At 59.4% G+C, this 21,071-nt stretch carries 22 protein-coding genes; 16 read left to right on the top strand and 6 right to left on the bottom strand.

All coding sequences use genetic code 11. The features are described from left to right. The first annotated feature begins 53 nt into the window (after nucleotides 1–53). The 10 genes from ccmA to AC3IYG_RS13830 are packed head-to-tail and all read left to right on the top strand — an operon-like array spanning nucleotide 54 to nucleotide 7,435. Nucleotides 54–698 carry a cytochrome c biogenesis heme-transporting ATPase CcmA gene (gene ccmA / locus AC3IYG_RS13875; RefSeq protein ID WP_489332101.1) on the top strand — a complete coding sequence of 215 codons (645 nt, stop codon included), beginning with the start codon at nucleotides 54–56 and terminating at the stop codon, nucleotides 696–698. Further along, nucleotides 695–1,366, top strand: coding sequence for a heme exporter protein CcmB (gene ccmB / locus AC3IYG_RS13870; RefSeq protein WP_489309278.1), 672 nt, complete (start codon nucleotides 695–697; stop codon nucleotides 1,364–1,366). Before ccmA ends, ccmB begins: the two co-directional genes overlap by 4 nt. A 16-nt stretch (nucleotides 1,367–1,382) precedes the next feature. Further along, nucleotides 1,383–2,147 (top strand): heme ABC transporter permease, encoded by a 765-nt coding sequence (locus AC3IYG_RS13865; RefSeq protein WP_489309276.1) that lies wholly within the window; start codon nucleotides 1,383–1,385, stop codon nucleotides 2,145–2,147. Further along, on the top strand, nucleotides 2,144–2,320 hold the full coding sequence (ccmD, locus tag AC3IYG_RS13860; RefSeq protein WP_489309274.1) for a heme exporter protein CcmD: 177 nt from the start codon (nucleotides 2,144–2,146) through the stop codon (nucleotides 2,318–2,320). The genes AC3IYG_RS13865 and ccmD overlap by 4 nt, the downstream gene beginning before the upstream one ends. After that, a complete protein-coding gene (ccmE, locus tag AC3IYG_RS13855; protein WP_489309272.1) occupies nucleotides 2,317–2,793 on the top strand; it encodes a cytochrome c maturation protein CcmE in 477 nt (158 codons plus the stop codon). The genes ccmD and ccmE overlap by 4 nt, the downstream gene beginning before the upstream one ends. Nucleotides 2,794–2,816: 23 nt before the next feature. Then, nucleotides 2,817–4,790: a heme lyase CcmF/NrfE family subunit gene (locus AC3IYG_RS13850; RefSeq protein WP_489313913.1), complete on the top strand. Its 1,974-nt coding sequence runs from the start codon at nucleotides 2,817–2,819 to the stop codon at nucleotides 4,788–4,790. Beyond that, complete coding sequence (locus tag AC3IYG_RS13845; protein ID WP_489309270.1) at nucleotides 4,787–5,323, top strand: DsbE family thiol:disulfide interchange protein; 537 nt, start codon at nucleotides 4,787–4,789, stop codon at nucleotides 5,321–5,323. Before AC3IYG_RS13850 ends, AC3IYG_RS13845 begins: the two co-directional genes overlap by 4 nt. Continuing rightward, nucleotides 5,320–5,805 carry a cytochrome c-type biogenesis protein gene (locus AC3IYG_RS13840; RefSeq protein ID WP_489309268.1) on the top strand — a complete coding sequence of 162 codons (486 nt, stop codon included), beginning with the start codon at nucleotides 5,320–5,322 and terminating at the stop codon, nucleotides 5,803–5,805. Before AC3IYG_RS13845 ends, AC3IYG_RS13840 begins: the two co-directional genes overlap by 4 nt. Next, nucleotides 5,802–7,010 carry a c-type cytochrome biogenesis protein CcmI gene (gene ccmI / locus AC3IYG_RS13835; RefSeq protein WP_489309266.1) on the top strand — a complete coding sequence of 403 codons (1,209 nt, stop codon included), beginning with the start codon at nucleotides 5,802–5,804 and terminating at the stop codon, nucleotides 7,008–7,010. The genes AC3IYG_RS13840 and ccmI overlap by 4 nt, the downstream gene beginning before the upstream one ends. Next, a complete protein-coding gene (locus AC3IYG_RS13830) occupies nucleotides 7,007–7,435 on the top strand; it encodes a hypothetical protein (protein WP_489309264.1) in 429 nt (142 codons plus the stop codon). The genes ccmI and AC3IYG_RS13830 overlap by 4 nt, the downstream gene beginning before the upstream one ends. Before the next feature lie 223 nt (nucleotides 7,436–7,658). On the opposite strand, the gene cysC is transcribed toward AC3IYG_RS13830, so the two are convergent. The 5 genes from cysC to AC3IYG_RS13805 form a co-directional block, all read right to left on the bottom strand. Continuing rightward, entirely contained in the window at nucleotides 7,659–8,267 is a 609-nt protein-coding gene (gene cysC, locus AC3IYG_RS13825) for an adenylyl-sulfate kinase (RefSeq protein WP_489309262.1), read from the bottom strand. Nucleotides 8,268–8,580: 313 nt separating this feature from the next. Beyond that, a complete protein-coding gene (locus AC3IYG_RS13820; protein WP_489309260.1) occupies nucleotides 8,581–9,441 on the bottom strand; it encodes a class I SAM-dependent methyltransferase in 861 nt (286 codons plus the stop codon). A 32-nt stretch (nucleotides 9,442–9,473) separates the two neighbouring features. After that, on the bottom strand, nucleotides 9,474–12,896 hold the full coding sequence (locus AC3IYG_RS13815; RefSeq protein ID WP_489332100.1) for a glycoside hydrolase family 99-like domain-containing protein: 3,423 nt from the start codon (nucleotides 12,894–12,896) through the stop codon (nucleotides 9,474–9,476). Nucleotides 12,897–12,970: 74 nt separating this feature from the next. Then, on the bottom strand, nucleotides 12,971–13,717 hold the full coding sequence (locus AC3IYG_RS13810) for an ABC transporter ATP-binding protein (RefSeq protein WP_489309257.1): 747 nt from the start codon (nucleotides 13,715–13,717) through the stop codon (nucleotides 12,971–12,973). Nucleotides 13,718–13,742: 25 nt separating this feature from the next. Then, complete coding sequence (locus AC3IYG_RS13805) at nucleotides 13,743–14,498, bottom strand: ABC transporter permease (protein WP_489309255.1); 756 nt, start codon at nucleotides 14,496–14,498, stop codon at nucleotides 13,743–13,745. Between the two features lie 134 nt (nucleotides 14,499–14,632). Between AC3IYG_RS13805 and AC3IYG_RS13800 the strand changes: the two genes are divergently transcribed. The 6 genes from AC3IYG_RS13800 to AC3IYG_RS13775 are packed head-to-tail and all read left to right on the top strand — an operon-like array spanning nucleotide 14,633 to nucleotide 20,303. Next, nucleotides 14,633–15,367 (top strand): sulfotransferase family protein, encoded by a 735-nt coding sequence (locus AC3IYG_RS13800; RefSeq protein ID WP_489309254.1) that lies wholly within the window; start codon nucleotides 14,633–14,635, stop codon nucleotides 15,365–15,367. Nucleotides 15,368–15,381: 14 nt separating this feature from the next. Beyond that, nucleotides 15,382–16,302, top strand: a complete 921-nt coding sequence (locus AC3IYG_RS13795) for a glycosyltransferase family 2 protein (protein ID WP_489309252.1) — start codon at nucleotides 15,382–15,384, stop codon at nucleotides 16,300–16,302. Beyond that, nucleotides 16,302–17,288: a glycosyltransferase gene (locus tag AC3IYG_RS13790; protein ID WP_489309250.1), complete on the top strand. Its 987-nt coding sequence runs from the start codon at nucleotides 16,302–16,304 to the stop codon at nucleotides 17,286–17,288. The genes AC3IYG_RS13795 and AC3IYG_RS13790 overlap by 1 nt, the downstream gene beginning before the upstream one ends. Next, nucleotides 17,285–18,382 carry an acyltransferase family protein gene (locus AC3IYG_RS13785; RefSeq protein WP_489309248.1) on the top strand — a complete coding sequence of 366 codons (1,098 nt, stop codon included), beginning with the start codon at nucleotides 17,285–17,287 and terminating at the stop codon, nucleotides 18,380–18,382. The genes AC3IYG_RS13790 and AC3IYG_RS13785 overlap by 4 nt, the downstream gene beginning before the upstream one ends. Continuing rightward, nucleotides 18,379–19,140, top strand: coding sequence for a class I SAM-dependent methyltransferase (locus tag AC3IYG_RS13780; RefSeq protein WP_489309246.1), 762 nt, complete (start codon nucleotides 18,379–18,381; stop codon nucleotides 19,138–19,140). The genes AC3IYG_RS13785 and AC3IYG_RS13780 overlap by 4 nt, the downstream gene beginning before the upstream one ends. After that, entirely contained in the window at nucleotides 19,137–20,303 is a 1,167-nt protein-coding gene (locus AC3IYG_RS13775) for an acyltransferase family protein (protein WP_489309245.1), read from the top strand. Before AC3IYG_RS13780 ends, AC3IYG_RS13775 begins: the two co-directional genes overlap by 4 nt. On the opposite strand, the gene AC3IYG_RS13770 is transcribed toward AC3IYG_RS13775, so the two are convergent. Next, nucleotides 20,266–21,069 (bottom strand): 2OG-Fe(II) oxygenase, encoded by an 804-nt coding sequence (locus tag AC3IYG_RS13770; RefSeq protein WP_489309243.1) that lies wholly within the window; start codon nucleotides 21,067–21,069, stop codon nucleotides 20,266–20,268. The two genes, AC3IYG_RS13775 and AC3IYG_RS13770, sit on opposite strands and share 38 nt — an antisense overlap. Nucleotides 21,070–21,071 lie beyond the last annotated feature (2 nt).

The following is a 21,071-nucleotide window of genomic DNA, read 5'->3' as shown; positions in this document are numbered from 1 at the left end:
GCCTGCCCGGACTTGATAGCCAGACGCTTGAATACCCGAAAGGTCGCCATGCTGTGAATGAGACACGCCCGCCTTTACTCGAAGCCGTGGCACTCGCCTGCGAGCGGGATTGGCGCATGCTCTTCGAGCGGCTCGACCTGCGCCTGGTTGGCGGTGAAATGTTGCAGGTGTCCGGCCCCAATGGCAGCGGCAAGACCAGCCTGCTGCGTTTGCTGGCGGGCTTGATGCAACCCACCGCCGGTGAGGTGCGCCTCAATGGCCAGGCCCTGATCCGGCAGCGTGCCGAGTTGACCCGCAACCTGTTGTGGATCGGCCATGCCGCCGGGATCAAGGGTTTGCTCAGCGCCGAGGAAAATCTCACCTGGCTCTGCGCCCTGCATCGTCCTGCCGAGCGTGCGGCGATCTGGCAGGCGCTTGACGCGGTGGGGTTGCGCGGTTTCGAAGATGTACCCTGCCATGCCTTGTCGGCTGGCCAGCAGCGGCGGGTCGCCCTGGCCCGGCTGTATCTGGATGCGCCGCCGCTGTGGATTCTCGACGAGCCGTTCACCGCGCTCGACAAGCAGGGCGTGGCCCAGCTGGAAAACCATCTGGCACAGCATTGCGAACAGGGCGGCCTGGTGGTGTTGACCACTCACCACTCGCTGGCGGTAAAGCCGGCTGACTATCGCGATCTCGACTTGGGGCAACGCCACCTATGAGCAATGTCTTCACCTTGCTCGTCGCCCGTGAGGCGCGCCTGCTGTTTCGCCGCCCCGCGGAGTTGGCCAACCCGCTGGTGTTCTTCGCCATCGTGATCGCTCTGTTCCCGCTCGCCGTCGGGCCGCAAACGCAATTGCTGCAAACCTTGTCGCCGGGTTTGATCTGGGTGGCAGCACTGCTGGCGGTGCTGCTGTCGTTGGATGGCCTGTTTCGCAGTGACTTCGAAGACGGCTCGTTGGAGCAGTGGGTCCTTTCGTCGCACCCCCTGGCTCTTCTGGTTTTGGCCAAGGTGCTGGCACACTGGCTGTTTTCCGGGCTGGCATTGGTTTTGCTCGCACCTCTGCTGGCGTTGATGCTCGGCTTGCCATCGCGCTGCCTGCCGGTGCTGCTGGTGACACTCTTGCTCGGCACGCCGGTGCTGAGCCTGCTCGGCGCCGTGGGTGCGGCCCTGACCGTGGGCCTCAAGCGTGGCGGGCTGTTGCTGGCACTGCTGATTCTGCCGCTGTATATCCCGGTGCTGATTCTCGGCAGTGGTGCGTTGCAGGCGGCACTGCAGGGTTTGCCGGTTGTCGGTTACTTACTGTGGATGGGCAGTCTCACCGCGTTAGCGGTCACACTGACACCTTTTGCGACAGCTGCCGGCCTGGCCATCAGCGTCGGCGAATAATAATGACTTGGTTACCGTGATGAACTGGACTTGGTTTCATAAATGGGGTTCGCCCAAATGGTTCTACGAAATCAGTGGCCGCTGGTTGCCGTGGCTGACGGTGGCCGCTGCCTTGCTGATCGGCGTGGGCCTGGTCTGGGGGCTGGCTTTTGCCCCGCCGGATTACCAGCAGGGCAATAGCTTCCGGATCATCTACATCCACGTACCGGCGGCCATACTCGCCCAGTCCTGCTACATCATGCTGGCGCTGGCGGGCGCGGTCGGGCTGGTGTGGAAGATGAAGCTGGCGGATGTGGCGTTGCAGGCCGCTGCGCCCATCGGCGCCTGGATGACCGTTATCGCACTGCTGACCGGCGCCATCTGGGGCAAGCCGACCTGGGGCTCCTGGTGGGTCTGGGATGCCCGACTGACGTCAATGCTGATTCTGCTGTTCCTGTACTTCGGTCTGATTGCCCTCGGGCAGGCGATCAGCAATCGTGACAGCGCCGCCAAAGCCTGTGCGGTGCTGGCCATCGTCGGGGTGATCAACATCCCGATCATCAAGTACTCGGTGGAGTGGTGGAACACCCTGCACCAGGGGGCCACGTTCAAGCTCACCGAGCGGCCGGCGATGCCGGCGGAAATGTGGCTGCCGCTGCTGCTGATGGTGCTCGGTTTCTACTGTTTCTTCGGCGCGGTATTGCTGTTGCGCATGCGTCTGGACGTGCTCAAGCGCGAGGCCCGCAGCAGCTGGGTCAAGACCGAAGTGGCCAAGCAAGTCGGGCTGGGGGGCGTACGATGAGTTTTGCTTCCTTCAGCGACTTTTTCGCCATGGGCCAGCATGGTTTGTACGTCTGGTCGGCCTATGGCATCAGCCTGGCCGTGCTGGCCATCAACGTCGCGATGCCGCTGCTGGCGCGACGCCGTTACCTGCAAGAAGAGGCGCGCCGTTTGCGCCGGGAGAGTCAGAAGTGAACCCGCTGCGCAAGAAGCGTCTGTTGATCATCCTCGGCATTCTGGCCGGCGTCACGGTTGCCGTTGCGCTGGCGCTCAGCGCCTTGCAACAGAACATCAACCTGTTCTACACCCCGACGCAGATCGCCAATGGCGAAGTGCCCCATGACACCCGGATTCGTGCCGGCGGCATGGTCGAAAAGGGTTCCTTGAAGCGTTTCGGCGACTCGCTGGACGTGCAGTTCGTGGTTACCGACTTCGCCAAGAACGTCACCATCCAGTACCGCGGCATCCTCCCTGACCTGTTCCGCGAAGGGCAGGGCATCGTCGCCCTCGGCAAACTGAATGCCGACGGCGTGCTGATCGCCGATGAAGTGCTGGCCAAGCACGACGAGAAATACATGCCGCCGGAAGTGACCAAGGCCCTCAAGGACAGCGGTAACTATGAGTCCATGCAGCCGACCGCCACGCAAGCAAAAGAGGTAGCGCAATGATGTCTGGATTGATGCCTGGCCTGATGGTGCCCGAGTTGGGCCATCTGGCGATGATCCTGGCGCTGTGCATGGCGCTGGTACAGGCCACGCTGCCGATGATCGGCGCCTGGCGCGGCGACCGCCAGTGGATGAGCCTGGCGCAACCGGCAGCCTGGGGGCAGTTCACCTTTGTGCTGTTCGCTTTCGCCTGCCTGACCTATTCCTTCATGGTCGACGATTTCTCGGTCGCCTATATCGCCAACAACTCCAACAGTGCCTTGCCCTGGTACTACAAATTCAGCGCCGTGTGGGGCGCTCACGAAGGCTCCCTGCTGCTCTGGGCGCTGATCCTCGGCGGCTGGACCTTCGCGGTGTCGATCTTCTCCCGGCAGTTGCCGGACGTGATGCTGGCCCGCGTGCTGGGCGTGATGGGCATGATCAGCATCGGCTTTCTGCTGTTTCTGATCGTCACCTCCAATCCCTTCGAGCGCCTGTTGCCGCAAAGCCCGGTGGACGGTCGCGACCTCAACCCGCTGCTGCAGGATATCGGCCTGATCGTCCACCCGCCGATGCTCTATATGGGCTATGTCGGCTTCTCGGTGGCCTTCGCCTTCGCCATCGCCGCCTTGCTCGGCGGGCGTCTGGACGCGGCCTGGGCGCGTTGGTCGCGGCCATGGACCATCGTCGCCTGGGCTTTCCTCGGCATCGGCATCACCCTCGGTTCCTGGTGGGCTTACTATGAGTTGGGTTGGGGCGGCTGGTGGTTCTGGGACCCGGTGGAAAACGCCTCGTTCATGCCCTGGCTGGTAGGCACCGCGCTGATCCACTCGTTGGCGGTGACCGAGAAGCGCGGGGTATTCAAAAGCTGGACCGTGCTGCTGGCGATTGCGGCGTTCTCCCTGAGCCTGCTGGGGACCTTCCTGGTCCGTTCCGGGGTGCTGACCTCGGTGCACGCCTTCGCCTCCGATCCCGAGCGCGGGGTGTTTATCCTGGCGTTTCTGCTGCTGGTGGTCGGCGGTTCGCTGACGCTGTTCGCCCTGCGCGCGCCGGTGGTCAAGAGCCACGTCGGGTTCGCCCTGTGGTCGCGGGAAATGTTGCTCCTGAGCAACAACCTGGTGCTGGTCGTCGTCGCTTCGATGATCCTGCTCGGCACCCTTTATCCCTTGGTGTTGGACGCTTTGACCGGCGCTAAACTGTCGGTCGGCCCGCCGTATTTCAATGCGTTGTTCGTGCCGCTGATGAGCCTGCTGATGCTGGTGATGGGCGTCGGTGTGATCGTGCGTTGGAAGGACACCCCGCTGCGCTGGCTGTTCGGTATGCTCAGTCCGGTGCTGCTGGCCAGCGTGGTACTGGGTGGCGTGGCATCCATGCTGGTGGCGGATTTTCATTGGGCGGTGTTGGCGGCTTGTCTGCTGGCAGCCTGGGTGGTGCTGGCCGGGGTGCGCGATCTGCTCGCCAAGAGCCGCCACACTGGCCTGCTCAAGGGCATTCGCAGCATGACCCGCAGTTACTGGGGCATGCAGGTGGCGCACATCGGCATCGCCGTCTGCGCCCTCGGCGTGGTGCTTTCCAGCCAGAACAGCGCTGAGCGCGACCTGCGCCTGGAGCCGGGCGAGTCGATGGAGTTGGGCGGCTATCGCTTCCTGTTCGAAGGCGCGGAGCACTTCGAAGGGCCGAACTTCACTTCGGATAAAGGCACGGTACGGGTGACCGAGGATGGCCAGGAAATCACTGTGCTGTATCCGGAAAAACGCCTGTATACCGTACAGAACTCGGTGATGACCGAAGCCGGCATCGACGCCGGTTTCACCCGCGACCTCTACGTTGCGCTCGGCGAATCGCTGGAAAATGGCGCCTGGGCCGTGCGCGTGCACGTCAAACCCTACGTGCGCTGGATCTGGTTCGGCGGCCTGTTGACCGGTTTCGGCGGCTTGCTGGCAGCCTTCGACCGGCGCTACCGGGTGAAAGTGAAAACCCGCGTGCGCGATGCCTTGGGTCTGGCTGGAGCACAAGCATGAAACGGGCGATCTTGCTGTTGCCGCTGGCGCTCTTCCTGATCGGCGCGGTGTTTCTCTACCGTGGCCTGTACCTCGACCCCTCGGAACTGCCTTCGGCCTTGATCGGCAAGCCGGTACCGGCGTTTTCCCTGCCAGCGGTGGAGGGCGAGCAGACCCTGACCCAGGCCGATCTGCTTGGCAAACCGGCGTTGCTCAATGTCTGGGCCACCTGGTGCGTGTCTTGCCGGGTCGAGCACCCGGTGCTGAACAAGCTGGCCCAGCAAGGCGTGCGGGTCTATGGCGTGAACTACAAGGACGACAATGCCGCGGCGCTGAAATGGCTGAAGGAATTCCACAATCCTTACCAACTGAATATCCGCGACGAGCAAGGCAGCCTGGGCCTGAACCTGGGTGTCTATGGCGCCCCGGAGACCTTTCTGCTCGACAGCAAAGGCATCATCCGGCACAAGTTCGTCGGCGTGATCGACGAGCGCGTCTGGCGCGAACAACTGGCGCCGCTCTATCAGGGGCTGGTCGACGAGGCCGGGCAATGAAGCGCTGGTTTGTCGCCGCCATCCTCGGCCTGAGCCTGGTCGGCGCCGCTCGGGCGGCCATCGATACCTACGAGTTCGCCAATGAGGCCGAGCGCGCACGTTTTCGCCAACTGACCCAGGAACTGCGTTGCCCGAAATGCCAGAACCAGGACATCGCCGACTCCAACGCACCGATCGCCACCGACCTGCGCCGCGAGATATTTCGCATGCTCGGCGAGGGCAAGAGCAACGAGCAGATCGTCGAGTTCATGGTCGATCGATACGGCGAGTTCGTGCGCTACAAGCCGGCGCTGACTGCCCGCACCTGGCTGCTCTGGTATGGCCCGGCGGGCCTGCTGATCGGCGGCCTGCTGGTGATGGGCGTGATCGTGCTGCGCCGTCGCCGGGAAGCTTCTGCCGGGGTCGCCGCGCTTTCCGCCGAGGAGCGTGCGCGCCTCGACGCACTTTTAAACCCAGAGCCTGTGGATAAAAAACACCCATGATCGATTTCTGGCTCGCCGCCGGCCTGCTGTTGCTGGTGGCCTTGGCTTTTCTGCTGATTCCCGTGTTGCGTGGCCGCCGTGCCCAGGCCGAGGAAGATCGTACCGCCCTTAACGTCGCCCTCTATCAGGAGCGCTTGGCCGAGCTGGAAGGTCAGCAGCAGGCCGGTGTCCTTAGCGTCGAGCAACTGGACATCGGCCGCGCCGAGGCGGCCCGCGAGCTGCTGGCCGATACCGAAGGCGCCGAGCCCGGGCGCAGCTCGCGTTTGGGCAAGCTGACGCCGTTATTGGTCACGGTATTGGTACCGTTGCTGGGTTTTGGCCTTTACCTGCACTGGGGGGCGGCTGACAAGGTGGAACTGGCCCGTGAATTGGCCCAGCAGCCGCGTTCGGTCGAGGAAATGACCGCGCGCCTGGAGCAAGCCGTCAAGGCTCAGCCGGATTCCGCCGAGGCCTGGTACTTCCTTGGTCGCACCTACATGGCCCAGGAGCGTGCCGCCGACGCGGCGACTGCGTTCGAGCGAGCTCTTGGCGTGGCCGGCCGGCAGCCCGAACTGCTCGGCCAACTGGCCCAGGCGCGGTATTTCGCCAACGGCAAGAAATGGTCCGCCGAGCTGCAAGCGCTGACCGATGAAGCCTTGAAGGCCAATCCGGAGGAGGTCACCAGCCTTGGCCTGCTGGGTATCGCGGCGTTCGAGGATCAGCGCTTCAAGGATGCAATCGGTTTCTGGGAGCGTTTGGCGGTGCTGCTGCCGGCAGGCGATGCGTCGCGCAGCGCGATCGAGGGGGGGATCGAGCGTGCCCGTGAGCGGCTCGCGCCTGGCGAAAGCCTGTCCGAGCCGGCTGCGGTGGCCGCGGTTGCCACGCTGAAGGTACGGGTCGAGCTGGCACCGGCGCTGCTGGGCAAAGTCCAGCCAACTGACACGGTCTTCGTTTTCGCCCGCGCCGCTTCCGGCCCGCCGATGCCGCTGGCGGTCAAGCGCCTGACCGTGGCCGACCTGCCGGCGGAGGTCAGTCTGTCGGATAGCGACGCGATGATGCCGCAGCTGAAACTCTCCAATTTTCCTCAGGTCTTACTGGTAGCCCGTGTGTCACGGGCGGGAAATGCCAAGGCGGGCGAGTGGATCGGTCGCAGCCAGCCTTTGGCGAGCGGCACGGCTGATCAGCAACAGCTGACTATCGATACGGCGGATGGCCCGACACAATGAAAAACTCTCTTCGTCTCGGTGTGGCGCTGCTGCTGTTGGCGCTGGCCGGTTGTACGCTGCCAGTCGTGCAGCAGCCGCTCCCGCCACAACCGATTCCGCAACCACCTGGCGACAGGCAGCCGCCGCCAGGCCCGCCACCGCGCAGCACCCAGCACCCGAAAAGCCAACCGATCCCGGCGCAGCCACCCGCGGCCACGCGGATGAAGGCCCACCCGCACTTTGCCCCGCCGCCGAGCGCGAGCAGCTTTTGGGACAGCAAGCTGGGGGTCTATGTGCTCGAGGATGCTAAAGGCATCTACTACCGCGAGCGCACCTACTACCGCTGGAACAACGGCTGGAGTTGGGCCAGTAACCCGCAAGGGCCCTGGCAGCCGACCGACAGCAGCGGCGTGCCGCCAGGCTTGAGCCGCAAATACCCGCAGTAGGCATGGTCGCCGCAGAAAGCCTGTCGTTTCAGCTGGAGCGATCCATGTGCTGGGCTGCCAGCCATCCCTGGCGCAAGGTCGCGACGGACATCACCCGTGTCGTGGCTAACCTTTGCCAACCCAGAGTGGATCATTCCGTCGCGTAGAAACAAAGAGCCCGGCAGAAGCCGGGCTCTTTTGACCGCTAATTGTTGAATGCCACGGCTATTCGGGGAATGCGGCATCAAGACTGCAGTCTGGGCTCTAGAATACCCATCAACCGATGCAAACAAACTTCTAAGGGGATGATGGCCGTGTCCAGGCTCAAGGCCGGGAGCAGCGGAGGTTCGTAAGGTGCCGAAATTCCGGTGAAATCCTTAATCAGACCTGCTCTGGCGCGCTGATAAAGGCCCTTCGTGTCGCGTTGCTCGCAGCTCTCGAGAGAGGTGCTGATATGGATTTCCCGGAAAGCCTCATCGCCAATGATCAATCGGGCCATCTCACGGTCTTCGCGATAAGGGGAAATGAACGACGCAATGACGATAAGGCCGGCCGTGTTCATCAGCTTGGCGACTTCCGCAATGCGTCTGATGTTTTCCCGGCGATCATCCTGGGAAAACCCTAAATCCCTATTGAGTCCATGGCGGACATTGTCGCCATCCAGCACGAAGCAGATGTGGCCAGCCTGCAGTAGCTGTTTTTCCAGCTCGAAGGCCAATGTCGACTTTCCTGCCCCGCTCAGGCCCGTCATCCAGAGTGTCGTCGGCTTCTGGTGCAGTAGGACTGTTCGTTGTTGCGCATCGACTAGCGTGCTTTGCCAAACAATATGTTCCTGATTGCTGTCCATATTCATATCGGGTGTCGCTCAAGATGTGTGGCTGTAATCAATGTGAATAAGGTGCTTTAAGTGGCCGTAGACGGCAGGGCATCAAGGCCCTCTGGTTTTCCTCAAATCTTCCCGAGTAGGGTCGCCGCCAGAAGGCCAATGTTGCCAAATACTGTTTGCCGGTGCACGCCGGATCGGCCAGTTCCTATGAGCCTTGGCAGTAGTGGCGGCTTTCTCGCAACAGAAAACTTCGTCAGGACTCTTTCGTTAGGCGTTGCGGTGGTTGAAATTTCAACCACCGATTTGGTTGGCGCCAATACCGAAGAGCTGAGCAAACTCGTTAAGCATGGCGTGGCTTCAAGTAGGCAATTGATTGGTAACTGTCGGAATCGTTTTTCTCGATACCTGCCAGGGTCCACTCTTTCCAGTTGCGAACTATATATTCAGGTGAGATGGATGCGTCGCCATATGTGATCTCGCCGTCAATGGCTTCGCGTTTGTGTGGAACGAATGCATAGCCTTTGCTCAGGTGATCGCTCTTGAGTTTCTCAAGATCGATTTTGCCATGGTACTGATTGTGCAGATCCCAATATTCCGGGGGGCGGATGGTAACCACCAACAGACCGTCAGGAGCGATGGACTTGCGCAGGCAGGAAAGTACTGCCGTTGCGGTTCTTTCCGAAAGGTGGGTGAAAACTGAAAAAGAATAAATGAGGTCGAATTTATTCTCTGCGAACGGAATATCCTGCGGGATGTAGTCGCAAAGAGCTAAGTTGCCTTTGATGCCATGCTGCTGACACAAGCTGATCGATTGGTCCCAGGGGTCACAGCCAAACAGATTCTCGGGTGCGGTGAACGCGTACATCAGACGCATGATGCGGCCCCAGCCACAACCGTAATCCAATATCTGCTTGTCTTTAAGATCCTGGCCGGTGATGGTCTTGAAGTTTCTCGAGATCGAGTTGGCAAAGTCCACGGTCTGCGCCAGCAGATGTTCGCCGGCTGAACCTGTCCAGGAAATCTGCACCTCGTCAGCTGGCATCGAGGGCAGCGCAGCCTTAAGTTTCGAGTGTACATCCGGGATGTTGAGCAGCAACTTTCCTACGGCCTCGGCGGATGACTCCCTGAGTGCATCGAAAAGCGCCGTTGATCCGCCGTTATCGAGCCGGTCTTCTAGTTGCGTATAGAACGATGTGTTCACGTAGTACTTCCCCCGAGAGCGGATTGTTGTATTTATGTCGTCGCGTCAGAAAACTCGTAACTCAAGTTGGCCTGAACACCTTCGCTGCTGCGTACATGCAGCCCGGCAGCCACGGCGCTGACGGTCAGTGCACGTTCCAGCGCATGGGCGAAGGTGCCATCGATCTGCCCAGCCTCTATCTCGAAGTCCTGTTCATCCAGGGCCAGATTCAACAGTGGTTGGAGTGCCTTGAGGCTAGCAAAAAACATGGTTCCGGCTACGAAGGTGAGGTCTTTTAGTTCGCTCGGGCGCAGGCCCAATCGACAGGCCAGCTTCTCAACGGTGGCCGCATTCGAGCCCCAGTAGTAGTTCATGGGTACGACGTGGCCAGCAGGGCCGAGAATACCTAGTGTGGTATCTGCGCTGAAAGCCTCGATGGCATGCAGCATGGCGGGCTCGGTCAGCAGCTTATCGTACAGATCCCGCCGCCAGATATCGCCATCTACCCGGTGCGTGGATTTCTTGGTATGCACTTTGACGATGTGTTCAAAGCCATCCTGGATCAACTGCGGCAGGACTTTCATGAAAGGCAATACATCGCGCCCATGATTGTGCATTTCCTGCAGGGAATGCTCATGCGGGCAGTTTTCGAGGAGCTTGCCGATGGCCGCGCCGCGCCCGATTGGTGTGGTGATGTAGAGCTTTAACGTAACCCCCCGGATCGCATTGAGGTAATCGATGATTTCCTTGAACACATCCGGGTAGTAAGCGTGGATCACCACTGCCAGCTTCTTGTCGGGAGCCGGGCGGGTGGGGGCCAGTTGCAGGGATGCCCTCAAGCAGGCCATCCGGGTGGCTTCGAGGAAGCCATAGCCATGGCGCTGATCCGGTTCAAGGTGCGCACCTTCAGCCCACTCGTTCCAGGCATTGATGAATACCAGGCGCTCGTCCTTGTTGGGCTGCTGGCGCACGGTGTCCTGGATCGCGTTGAGCAGCCACTCCTGGTAACCGCGTGGCGAGCTGTTGATAAAGGACGTGCCGTGACTCTTGCGTCGCGCGGTGTTATCCCATGATGGACACACACCGCGGAACAGTTTGTAGGCGGGTTTGCCATAGTTGGCGCTGCGTTGCAGAAAGACCCTCCAGTCGTACACTTTTCCAGAAAACTCGTTGTTCAGAGGCGCGATCTTTTCCGTGACGTCAGGCGGAGTCGTATTGTTTGGTGGAAACTCGATGGCGGCGTCAAAGTCATACTTGCCGGGCGGCACCGACTCGAATGACTGGGTGTAGGCCAGGTAAATTTCGCCGACTCCATTCTCTCGACACCAGGTGCGCCAGAGTTTGGCTGTCTCTCTGGCATCAGGCAGCAGGCTGGGGCGATAAACGAGCAGCAGCGGTTTGCCGTCGATACGGATGTAGCGTTCATCGCGCAGGTATTTGGCTATGTAAGTAATGAAAGCCAGGTCGTCTTGCGCAGAGTGGTTCTGTCCGATGAGGATCTTGCTGTCCAGGCCATCCCAGCGCCGGCTCCAGTTTTCATTCGCCCAGCACAGACAGAAAGGAAGGTCCAGGTCGCGGTTTTGCAGGTATTGCTCGATCGGGTTTTCTAGCAGGCGCTTGCCGTCGAACCAATAGAAATAGAAGCAGAAACCACCTAAGCCGTAGAGCTTGGCCAGCTCGACTTGGCGGCGCTGGGTCTCAGGGTTTTCTAGGTTGTAGTAACCCAGATCACTCGGTACATGGGGCTGGTAGTGGTCCTGATACCAAGGTTGTGCGGGCTTGACGTTGCTCCACTCGGTAAAGCCTTCACCCCACCAGAGATCGTTCTCCGGGATCGCATGAAACTGCGGCAGATAGAAGGTGATCAACTGGGCTGGCAGCTCGGATGGCGCAGCGGCCAGGAGCTTTCTGACTGGCGCTATCGGTTCTTTGATCAGTTTAAGCGGCCGCTCATCGGCGGGCGGTGCGCTATTGGCTGCCGAGGTGCTGGCGCTGGAGCAGGCCCGCTGCCAATCCTGAAATGCCTTGGTGTGCTTCAGGGCGAAGCCGCAATTCTTGAATAGGCATGCCTTAATGCGCTGCTTCAAGCCTATCGAGCCCGGCAAGTTCCTCCACGCCAGGCGAGCGCTTTCCGAGAGCAGCGCGCGGACTAGGAGCGGGGGGTTACGGCGGTGCTTGCGCAGCCCGCGCAGTGGCCGGGTCAGCGACCAGGATTTGCTGGAAAGTATCAGCTTGAGCTGCTCGCGCAGCTCTTCCCGTTGTTGGATGCTGAGGAGCAGTTCGCTGGAAAGCTGGTGCTTGTCCTGCGTCGCCCTGTCGTGCATGGACCAAGCTTGCTGGCATTCTGCCTGGTTAGCCGCGAGCAGCGCCAACAGGTTGTCACGTTCGCTGCCGAGGATCCCATAGTCGAGTTTCTGCTTATCGGCGAGCTCTTCCAGGCGCCTGCGGTCCGCGTTCAGCAATTCAACTTCTTGAGTAAGCGGTTGCAGTGCTTCGAGGGCGTCGCGCAGGCGACTGCGGTCCGCGTTCAGCAATTCAACTTCTTGAGTAAGCGGTTGCAGTACCTCGAGGGTGTCGCGCAGGCGCCTGCAGTCCGCGTTCAGCAGGTCAACTTCACGAGTAAGCGGTTGCAGCGCTTCGAGGGCGTCGAGCAGGTGCGCGCAGTCGGCCTGGAAGCCGTGCGCGGTGGTATCGAGCGCATCGTTCGCAGCAGCGTGTAGAAGCCTGTGCAGCTTGTGCACCAGTTGCGGGACTTCGGCCAGGTTGCTCAATTGCGCTTCAGCAAAAATATTATGACGAAGCGTGGGTGTGAGGAATTCCAGGCTGAATTCCTCCAGGGCCCGCGGGTTCTCGCCTGGCGCGGGGAGATTGAAGGCTGCGGCGATTCGCGCGAGCTGCACATGCGGATTGTCTAGAACGCCATCGTAGTCGACGACCAGGCGCAGGCATGAATGGGTGTCGCGCAGCGCGTGCAGCATATGCTTGGCCCAGAGTAACTGGGCCTTGGCTTGGTACATGCTGTCGCGTTTGCGCAGTGAGGCGGCAACGCTCAGCGGATTGCGGAAGCTGATCAGGTAACGGATATCTAGGTTCAGCTGGGCAAAGATGTGCTGCCAGAAGGGCAGGAGCAACGAAGTGCGCGGATCTTTGAAGGCGAATAGACGGGTGTTCAGCAGCTTCTGTTCGAGGAGGCTGCGGGCCTCCTCCTGTTCCGCTTGAAACGCGGGTTGCAGCAGCTGCTGCGGTTCGATCGGCGAGAGCTGGTCCCAGGCTGAGCCGAGGCTGAGCAGAAGCCGTTCGTTGAAGGCGTGGATATCCAGGTCTTCGAAAAAGCCTTTCTCGTTGTTGTCTTCGGCGCCCGGCATGAGGTTGTCGCCCAGCTCCACTCCGAGGACCTCCAGCCCGCGGGTAATGGCACTGGTGCCGCTGCGATGCATGCCCAGCACGACCAGGACTTTTTTACGCTCAACGCTCATTTCTACCTCAGCCCACAGGCTTCTGCGGATGCTGAGCATCCCTTTCTTGTTATGTGTTGCGCTGCAACCAAGTGTCAGCTGGCTAAGGCCGCGCGGGCTGCGACTCGAGCTTTGCTGTTTTCATCACGAACAGCGATACGGATAGCTTCAAAGTATTGATCGATGATGTCATTCGGGTTGCCGCAGATGATGGATTTGCCCTTTTCGATCCACAGCACGCGGTCGCAGAGCTCGCGGATGGCCTCCATGCTGTGTGAGACCAGCACTACAGTCTTGTTGGACTGGATCTTGGACTTCATTGCCGCATGGGATTTGAGTTTGAAGCTTTGGTCGCCGACGCCGAGCACTTCGTCGATCAGCAAGATGTCGGGATCGGTGTGGATGGCTAGTGCGAAGCCGAGGCGAGCCCTCATCCCTGTCGAATAACTGCCTACGGGGCGCTCGAAAAAATCGCCCAATTCACTGAAGGCGCGAATTTCTTCCATTTTTTCTGTGATGGCCTTGAGGCTCAGGCCGAGCAACAAGCCACCGAAGATCACGTTCTCACGGCCAGACAATTCCGGCTTAAAGCCGACATTGAGGGCCAGCAAGCTGGCGGTCATGTGCGGGTGACGCCAGACGTGTCCACGGTTGGGGTCGATGATGCCGGCGATCATGCGCAGCAGGGTGCTTTTCCCTGCGCCATTGCTGCCAATCACGCCCAGGGTTTCGCCGGCACGCAAGGTGAAGCTGACATCGTTCAGCGCCCAGAAATTTTCGTATTGCAACAGCCCAGTGCGCTGCCGATAGGATATGCCGACATTGTAGGCATTCAGAATCACTCTGCCTGTCATGGAGAGTCTGTCCTCAGAGCATCAGTTTCGGGTAGAGCCGCTCGTTGCAGCGAAGGATCACGCTGGCGAGGATCAGCATGGGGGTGGCTACCAGCACAACGTAACCGAGTTGACCCCAGTCGGGCCACTGGTTGCTCAGCAGCACCGTGCGGTAGGACTCGATGATCAGCACCATCGGGTTGAGCTCAAAGGCGAAACGCATCGATTCGGGAACGCTGTCAGCACTGAAGAAAATACCGGACATGAACATCATCAGCATCAGCAGGTTGTCCACAACCTGTTTGAGATCCTGGGCGAAGGGGATGACGGCTGCGAGCAGCAGGCCCAGCGAAATGATCAGGAAAAGCTGGGACAATATGACGGGTAGCAGGCCAAACCAGTGCAGTGAGGGTTGCTTGCCGGTGATCAGCAGAAAGGCTATCAGCAGTAACAGCACGATGATGAACTTGAAGGTGTTGCTGAAGATCTGGATCAGTGCGAACAGACTCTTGGGCACGTAGATCTGCTGGACCAGGCCGGAGTTCATCGAAATCGAAACACTTGCCTGGCGTACCGAACTGTCGAACCATTTCCAGGCGATCATGCCGCTCAGCAGAAAGGGCACGTAGCCGGGTCCCCCCTGGCGCAGGGCGAGGCCGAAAACGACGTAGAAGGTGGCCATGTACATGACCGGTTCGATGATCCACCAGAGAAAGCCGAGGAAGCGTCTGGCCACTTCAGTACGCAGATCGCTGTAAACCCCGTACAGCAAGATTTCTTTATAGTTCATCTAGTTGTTGGCCGGATTGAAATAGGTGCGTGATTTAAACACAATGCGTTCTCTTGTCATCACGTTGCCAGCAAAGTTAGGCTGTTGTCCGTTGAGCGGTGCACGGCAGCGTACATAACAATAATGAGGAAGTCATGCGTTTCATCCGGTCTTTAGTGGCTCGCGTCTTGCCCTCGGCTTCCCAGGCCGGTGTGCCTGTGATGGTGGTTGGCATGCACCGCAGCGGCACCAGTTTTCTGACGGGCTCCCTGCAACAGGCAGGTCTTGAGTTGGGCAAACACAGTGCCTGGAATCCGCACAATCTCAAAGGTAATCGTGAGAACCTCGATATCGTTGCGTTCAACGATGCCGTGCTGGCAGGGCGCGGGTATTCATGGGATAACCCGCCCACGCAGACGGTAAGCTGGAGCAGCGATGAGTTCCGCCAGGCGCGCGAGCTGATTGCCGGCTATGACGGTGTGCCGCGCTGGGGCTTCAAAGATCCGCGCACGTTGTTGCTGATCGAAGGGTGGCACAGGCTGTTGCCGGATTTGCGTTTCGTCGGAATTTTCCGTCATCCAACCGCCGTTGCCCAATCGCTGGAAGCCCGCGGCGGGATGCCCCAGGAGAAAGCCTTCGCCTTGTGGAAGGCCTACAACCTCTGCTTGCTCAAGCTGTATCGGCAAGTCAAGTTTCCGTTGCTGTGTTTTGATGATGACGAAGCGTTGTTGCACCGCAAGCTCGATGTGATCCTGCAGGAGTTGGGGCTCGATGCGCTGGCGGATGAGCGTTTCTTCAGTGCCGAGCTGAAGCATCACGAGCAGGTGCCCCAGGCCGTGCCGGAAGATCTCGAAGCCTTGTATCAAGAGCTGCGTGCTTGCGCCCGTTAATTCAGAGATTTCCCATGCCGTTATTTCGCCGAAAGCCCCGTCTGTCAGTGGTCCTGATCGTCTACAAGATGCCCGACCAGGCGGAAAAGACCCTCTACTCGCTCAGCCCCGCCTATCAGCAGGGCGTGCGCGAGCAGGATTACGAAGTGATAGTGGTGGAGAACCACTCGGATCGCCTGCTGGGAGCCGAACGGGCGACCCAGTACGCGAAGAATGTGCGCTATTTCCATCGTCACGAGACCCAGCGCTCGCCGGTGAATGCCATCAACTTCGGTGCCGCACAGGCACACGGCAGCCATGTCGCCATCATGATCGATGGGGCGCGGATGCTGACGCCGGGCGTGGTCCGGCTGGCGCTGGAAGCCTTCCAGATGGCTCCGCAGGCAGCGGTTTCCGCGCCGGGCTATCACATTGGCCACAAGCTCCAGCAGGTCGCCGTCAACGAGGGTTACAACGAGGAAGCCGAAGCCGCTCTGCTGCAGAGCATCGAGTGGCCGAAGGATGGTTACCGGCTCTATGACATCGCCGTGTTGAGCGGCTCCTGCCAGGGCGGGTTTTTCCAGTCCAATTACGAGAGCAACTTCATCGCCATGTCGATGAAGAAGTGGAAGACGCTGGGTGGGGTCGACTCGCGATACGACGATTTTGGTGGCGGCAATGCCAATCTCGATCTCTACAAGCGCCTGCTCGAATATCCCGACACTCCCTATTATCTGCTGTTTGGTGAGGGCTCCTTCCACCAGTTCCATGGTGGGGTGACTACCGGAACCCTGAAGGCCGAGCGCGATGTGATCTACAAGGCGCTGGATGATCAGGATCGCGCCCTGCGCGGCGATAATCGGGCCGCGCCGAATGTGCGTCCGATTCTGCTGGGCAGCCCACACCCCAGTGTCTACCGCTTCGTGCGCCTCTCGCTGGAAAGGGTAGGGGTTTAGTGAGTACGCCCTTGCTTTCCATCATCGTCATCGCCTATGACATGCCGCGTCAGGCGTTGAATACGTTGATCAGCCTCAGCCCTGCCTATCAGGAGGGCGTGGAGGCTGATGACTACGAAGTGATAGTGGTCGAAAACCGTTCGGGGCGGAACATGGATGCCGAGGCCATTGCGGCATTGCCGGGCAACTTCCGCTATTTCCTGCGCGATGAGCCCGGCGTGTCGCCGGCTGCGGCGATCAATTTCGGCTTCACCCAGGCGCGTGGCCGTTTCATCGGCCTGATGATCGACGGCGCCCGCATGGTAACCCCGGGCGTGGTGCGTTATGCCTTGATGGCATTCCGGGTCACGCCGGATGCGATGGTGGTGGTTCCTGGCTACCACTTGGGGGAGAACGAGCAGCAGTTCCACCTCACCCATGAATATTCCGAGGAGAAGGAGCAGGTCCTGCTCGACGAGATCGACTGGCAGCACAACGGCTATCGGCTATTCGACATCTCCTGCCTGAGCGGCGCCAACCCCAACGGCATCTTCCACCCTTTCATGGAGTGCAACTGCCTGTTCTTGTCGGCGGACATCTTCCGAGACATTGGCCAGGCCGACGAGCGCTTCAACCTTTCCGGTGGCGGAGCGTTGAACCTTTACCTCTACCGCCTGGTGGCGCTGCACCCGCGCACCGAGCCTTATGTACTTGCCGGCGAGGGGTCCTTCCATCAGTTACATGGTGGCGTCACCACCTCGGAGAGCGGCGATCGCGAGCGTATTCTCGAACGCCAGCGCGTCCAGCTCTCCGAACTGCTCGGCTATCCCTATACCTCGCCAACGGTCGAGCCGATTTTGTTCGGTAAGATTCGTCAGCCTGCCATGCGTTACCTGAGGCAGTCGGTGGAGCGCGGTAGTGAGCGGCTGGCGCGCTTCGCCCGGCAGAGCGGCGACCCTTATGCCGACGACACGCAGAAGAAGCTTGCCCTCACGGAGGGGTTGTGAGGGCAGTTGAGCGAATTGCGGGTCTCGATGGCTTGCGCGGCGTAGCCATTCTATTGGTTGCGCTCTATCACATCTGGACGTGTATCAGCGGTCAGAAACAGATGCCGGAAGGCTCTTTACTGTCTTTCCTGTATGCCGGAAACACGGGTGTCACGCTGTTTTTCGTGCTCAGTGGCTTTCTGGTCAGCCGTCCATTCATCAAGAGATTGGAGCGGGGCGAGACGTATTCGTTGAGGGAGTACGTTGTACAGCGCGCTCTGCGGATACTCCCGCCTTACTACACGGTTGGCCTGATCGGTGTGCTTTGCATGCAGCAGTTCGACCAACTGTTGCCCATGTTGCTGCTCTGCGCCAATGGCTACGATCTGGGTGCTTTCAGCGCGGTCTGGTGGAGTTTGGCGACAGAAATCCAGTTCTACGCATTGGTACCCCTCTTGTTCTTCATGGCGCTACACCCCCGCAACGCTCCACTCTTGCTGCTGGTCGCGTTGTCGGCCATAGCGGTATATCTGGCGGTGATCTTCAAATTGATCGGCGCACCAGGGAATGCGGGCTTCGAGTTGAAGTACCAATTGATCCTATCGGTCATTGGGCAACTGCCGGCCTTCATGGTGGGGCTTTTCCTGAGTTTCGCCCATCGCCGTTGGCCTGGCCTGGCCGTCGGATCCTGGGTAAGTCGCATTTGCCTGCTCGGGTTGCTGGCTTTGCTCGGATGGGTGCTGCTACCTGCCGCCAGGATGGGGCCGGAAATATACATATGGAACAGCCCTTGGTATGTATTGCCCGAGGCGCTTATCTGGGGCGCAGTGGTCTGGGTGATGCTGCGTCGGGAGCCAGGCGTCTTCAGCATGCTGGACAACCGATTGACTCGCTATTTCGGTCGAGTCTCTTTCTCTTTGTATCTCGTCCACATGCCGGTGATCCAGCTTGTGCAGAATGTTGGAGAGTTCACCAGCATCTGGGCTGCGCTGCTCTTGGCTTTTGCAGTGTCGCTGGTGTTGGCCCAGTTGCTTTACTGGCTGGTAGAAAGACCCTCTCTGGCCCTAAAAATCAATCTATCGCAACCGCAAACACTGCAGGGAATACAAGTATGAGCCATGTATACATGCCGCCCTCGATCCGCCATTTCGAACCCCTGCACATGGTGTTCAGTACCTGGGTCGATCACCTTGCTTTCGGTTATGACCTGGTAACCGCGATTCGCCCGAAAATGCTGGTCGAACTGGGTACGCACAAGGGATTGTCCTATTTCACCTTTTGCCAGGCCATGAAGGAGAACGAGATCGATGGCCTGTGCTACGCGGTGGACACCTTCGAAGGTGACGAGCACACCGACAAGTACGACGAGACGGTATTCAACGCGGTGAACAACCATAACCGTCAGAACTATCACGGTTTCTCCTATCTGATGCGGATGTTCTTCAATGATGCCTTGCGGCATTTCAGCGAAGACAGCATCGATCTGCTGCATGTCGATGGCTTTCATACTTATGAAGCGGTCAGCGAGGATTTCGCCAGCTGGTATCCGAAAGTTAAGCCAGGCGGCATCATCATCTTCCACGATGTGGCGGCCCGCCTGCAGGATTTCGGCGCCTGGAGGTTCTGGGACGAAATTCGTGGCCAGCATGAGACCTTTACCTTTAATCACGGTTTCGGCCTTGGCGTTCTGAGAAAGGCCGGTGGTGATCGTAGCCAGGACTCCGCGCTGCTCAAGTTGCTGTTCGAGAACCAGACGGAGGACTCATCCGCCACGTTGCGCGCCTTCTATGTGCATGCCAGCAAGCACCTGGAGAACATGCGCAAGATCAAGCGCCTGACCCCAGCACCGAAAGTGGCCAGTCAGCCGGAATGAGTCGTGCCGAGCGACCTGCAGGGCTGCGTATTGCGGCGCGGTTCATTCCCGAGTTGGAGTCTCTGCGCGGTTGGGCCATCCTTCTGGTTATCGCGTTCCATTACTTCGGAATACTTACCAGGGGCCAACAGAGCACGATCGCGGACGCCCCTTTCTTGGTGAAGATAGCGGCCGCCGGCAATACCGGTGTCACTCTGTTCTTCGTACTCAGCGGCTTCCTGTTGGTCCAGCCTTTTATTGCTGCGTTACAGAAGGGAGAGCAGGTCAGCATTCGGCGTTTCTACTGGGCACGGCTGCTACGTATTGTTCCGCTGTATTACACGGCGGTGCTGATTGCCTGGCTGGTTAGTCCGGATATGGCGGCATTGAAAGCGCTGGCGTTCATTCCAGTTGGCTTCCAGATGTTTCCTTTCAGTGTGCCCTGGTGGTCACTCTGTACCGAGATGCAGTTTTATCTGGTGTTGCCCTGGATAATGTTTGCGTTGCAATACAAGGTGGGTCGCTACGCTATGGTTTCGGCTGGCCTCGGTTGGCTCTGCCTGCATGTGTACTATTTCCACCAGCCGGGTTGGCTGACGAATATCCAGACGTTGTGGCTGCAGCCTTCTATCTTCGGGCGTGGTGTTGCCTTCCTGATCGGCGGGTTCTGCGCCTGGTTGTATGGCAGTCGTCACTACGCGCGCTTTGTGGCCTCGCCCAAGGCCGTTCTGCTGAGCTACCTGCTTTTGCTCTGGGCGTTGCTCGAGTTGTTCCAGTGGTACTCCGTCATGGGGCAGCAGCCCGCCCTCATGGCGATGCCGCTGTACCATGACCTGGAAGCCTTGTTGTGGGGAGGACTGCTGCTCTGTGTTCCCAGCCTGACGGGGTGGGTCAAGCGAGTGTTCATCAACCCGCTACTGAATCATTTCGGCACCATCTCCTATTCGCTGTATCTGGTGCACATACCTATCCAGTTCTATCTCATATATCCAATCACGGCTGCAGCACAGGGGCCTGTGGACTACATGGACATGAAAACCATCGCAGCACTGGTTGCCAGTTTCCTATTGTCCTGGCTGCTGGCAGTGCTCTGCTACCGGTTAATCGAAAAGCCATTCCTCAAGCTCAAAGCCCATCTTCCGGTATTTACCGATAGGTTCCGGGTAAATCCTGCCAGTGCGTAGCGAAGCCTGGCTCTGCTTCACCTTCCGGACGTCCGTTGGTGTAGTAATAGAGGGCCAGGGATTTGCGGTAGACCGTTTCGGGGCAGTTGAGCGGTTGTGGATGCCCGTGAAACGAGGTCGCGGTGGTGGTGAATACGACGCAGCGATTGAGGATCGGTGAAATTTTCAGGGGCGGCCCTTGCATGTGCTGATCCCAAAGCTGCAGATGACCGCCGTATTCTTCCTGCCAGTCTTCATTTAGATAAAGTAGAAAGTTCAGGCGGCGATCCAGGCCAAAGTCGCGATGGGTGGCGAAGTCGGCATGCACCTTGAGGAAGCCACCGCGACTGATCTGATGAATTCCGGCACCGCGCAGATTGGGATCGGGAAGCAGGTTGTCGATCCCGCTCAGTTTCGCCATGAAGTCGAGAAAGTAGTGGGAGTTCAGTTCCCAGATCAATTGTCGGTAGGTGGGCGGCATGCGCAGCGGATCGCGAATGTTGCGCTTTTCCTTTTGTACGTACTCGCCAGTGGCCTTGTCGCGATGGGTCGCGTCGTTCCAGAAGGTCGAGGACTGGTCGTACGGGTACTCGGCCAGCAGGGCTTGCACCGTTGTTTCGGGCAGGAAGTTGTCGATCACTATATGCGCGAAAGGCTGGTTTTCCCTGTAGTGGCGGCCCAGTTGCGCCACGGAGTCTTGCAATACCGCATAGTCGATCAGCAGCCCGGAGTTATCTGTTTCGGCAATTTGATTGTTTGGCAGCTTCGGGAATAATGCGTCACTCATTT

The sequence above is a fragment of the Pseudomonas sp. KH_027 genome (assembly GCF_057838565.1).
Note: the sequence above shows the minus strand (reverse complement) of the source record. Positions and strands in the feature narration are given on the sequence as shown.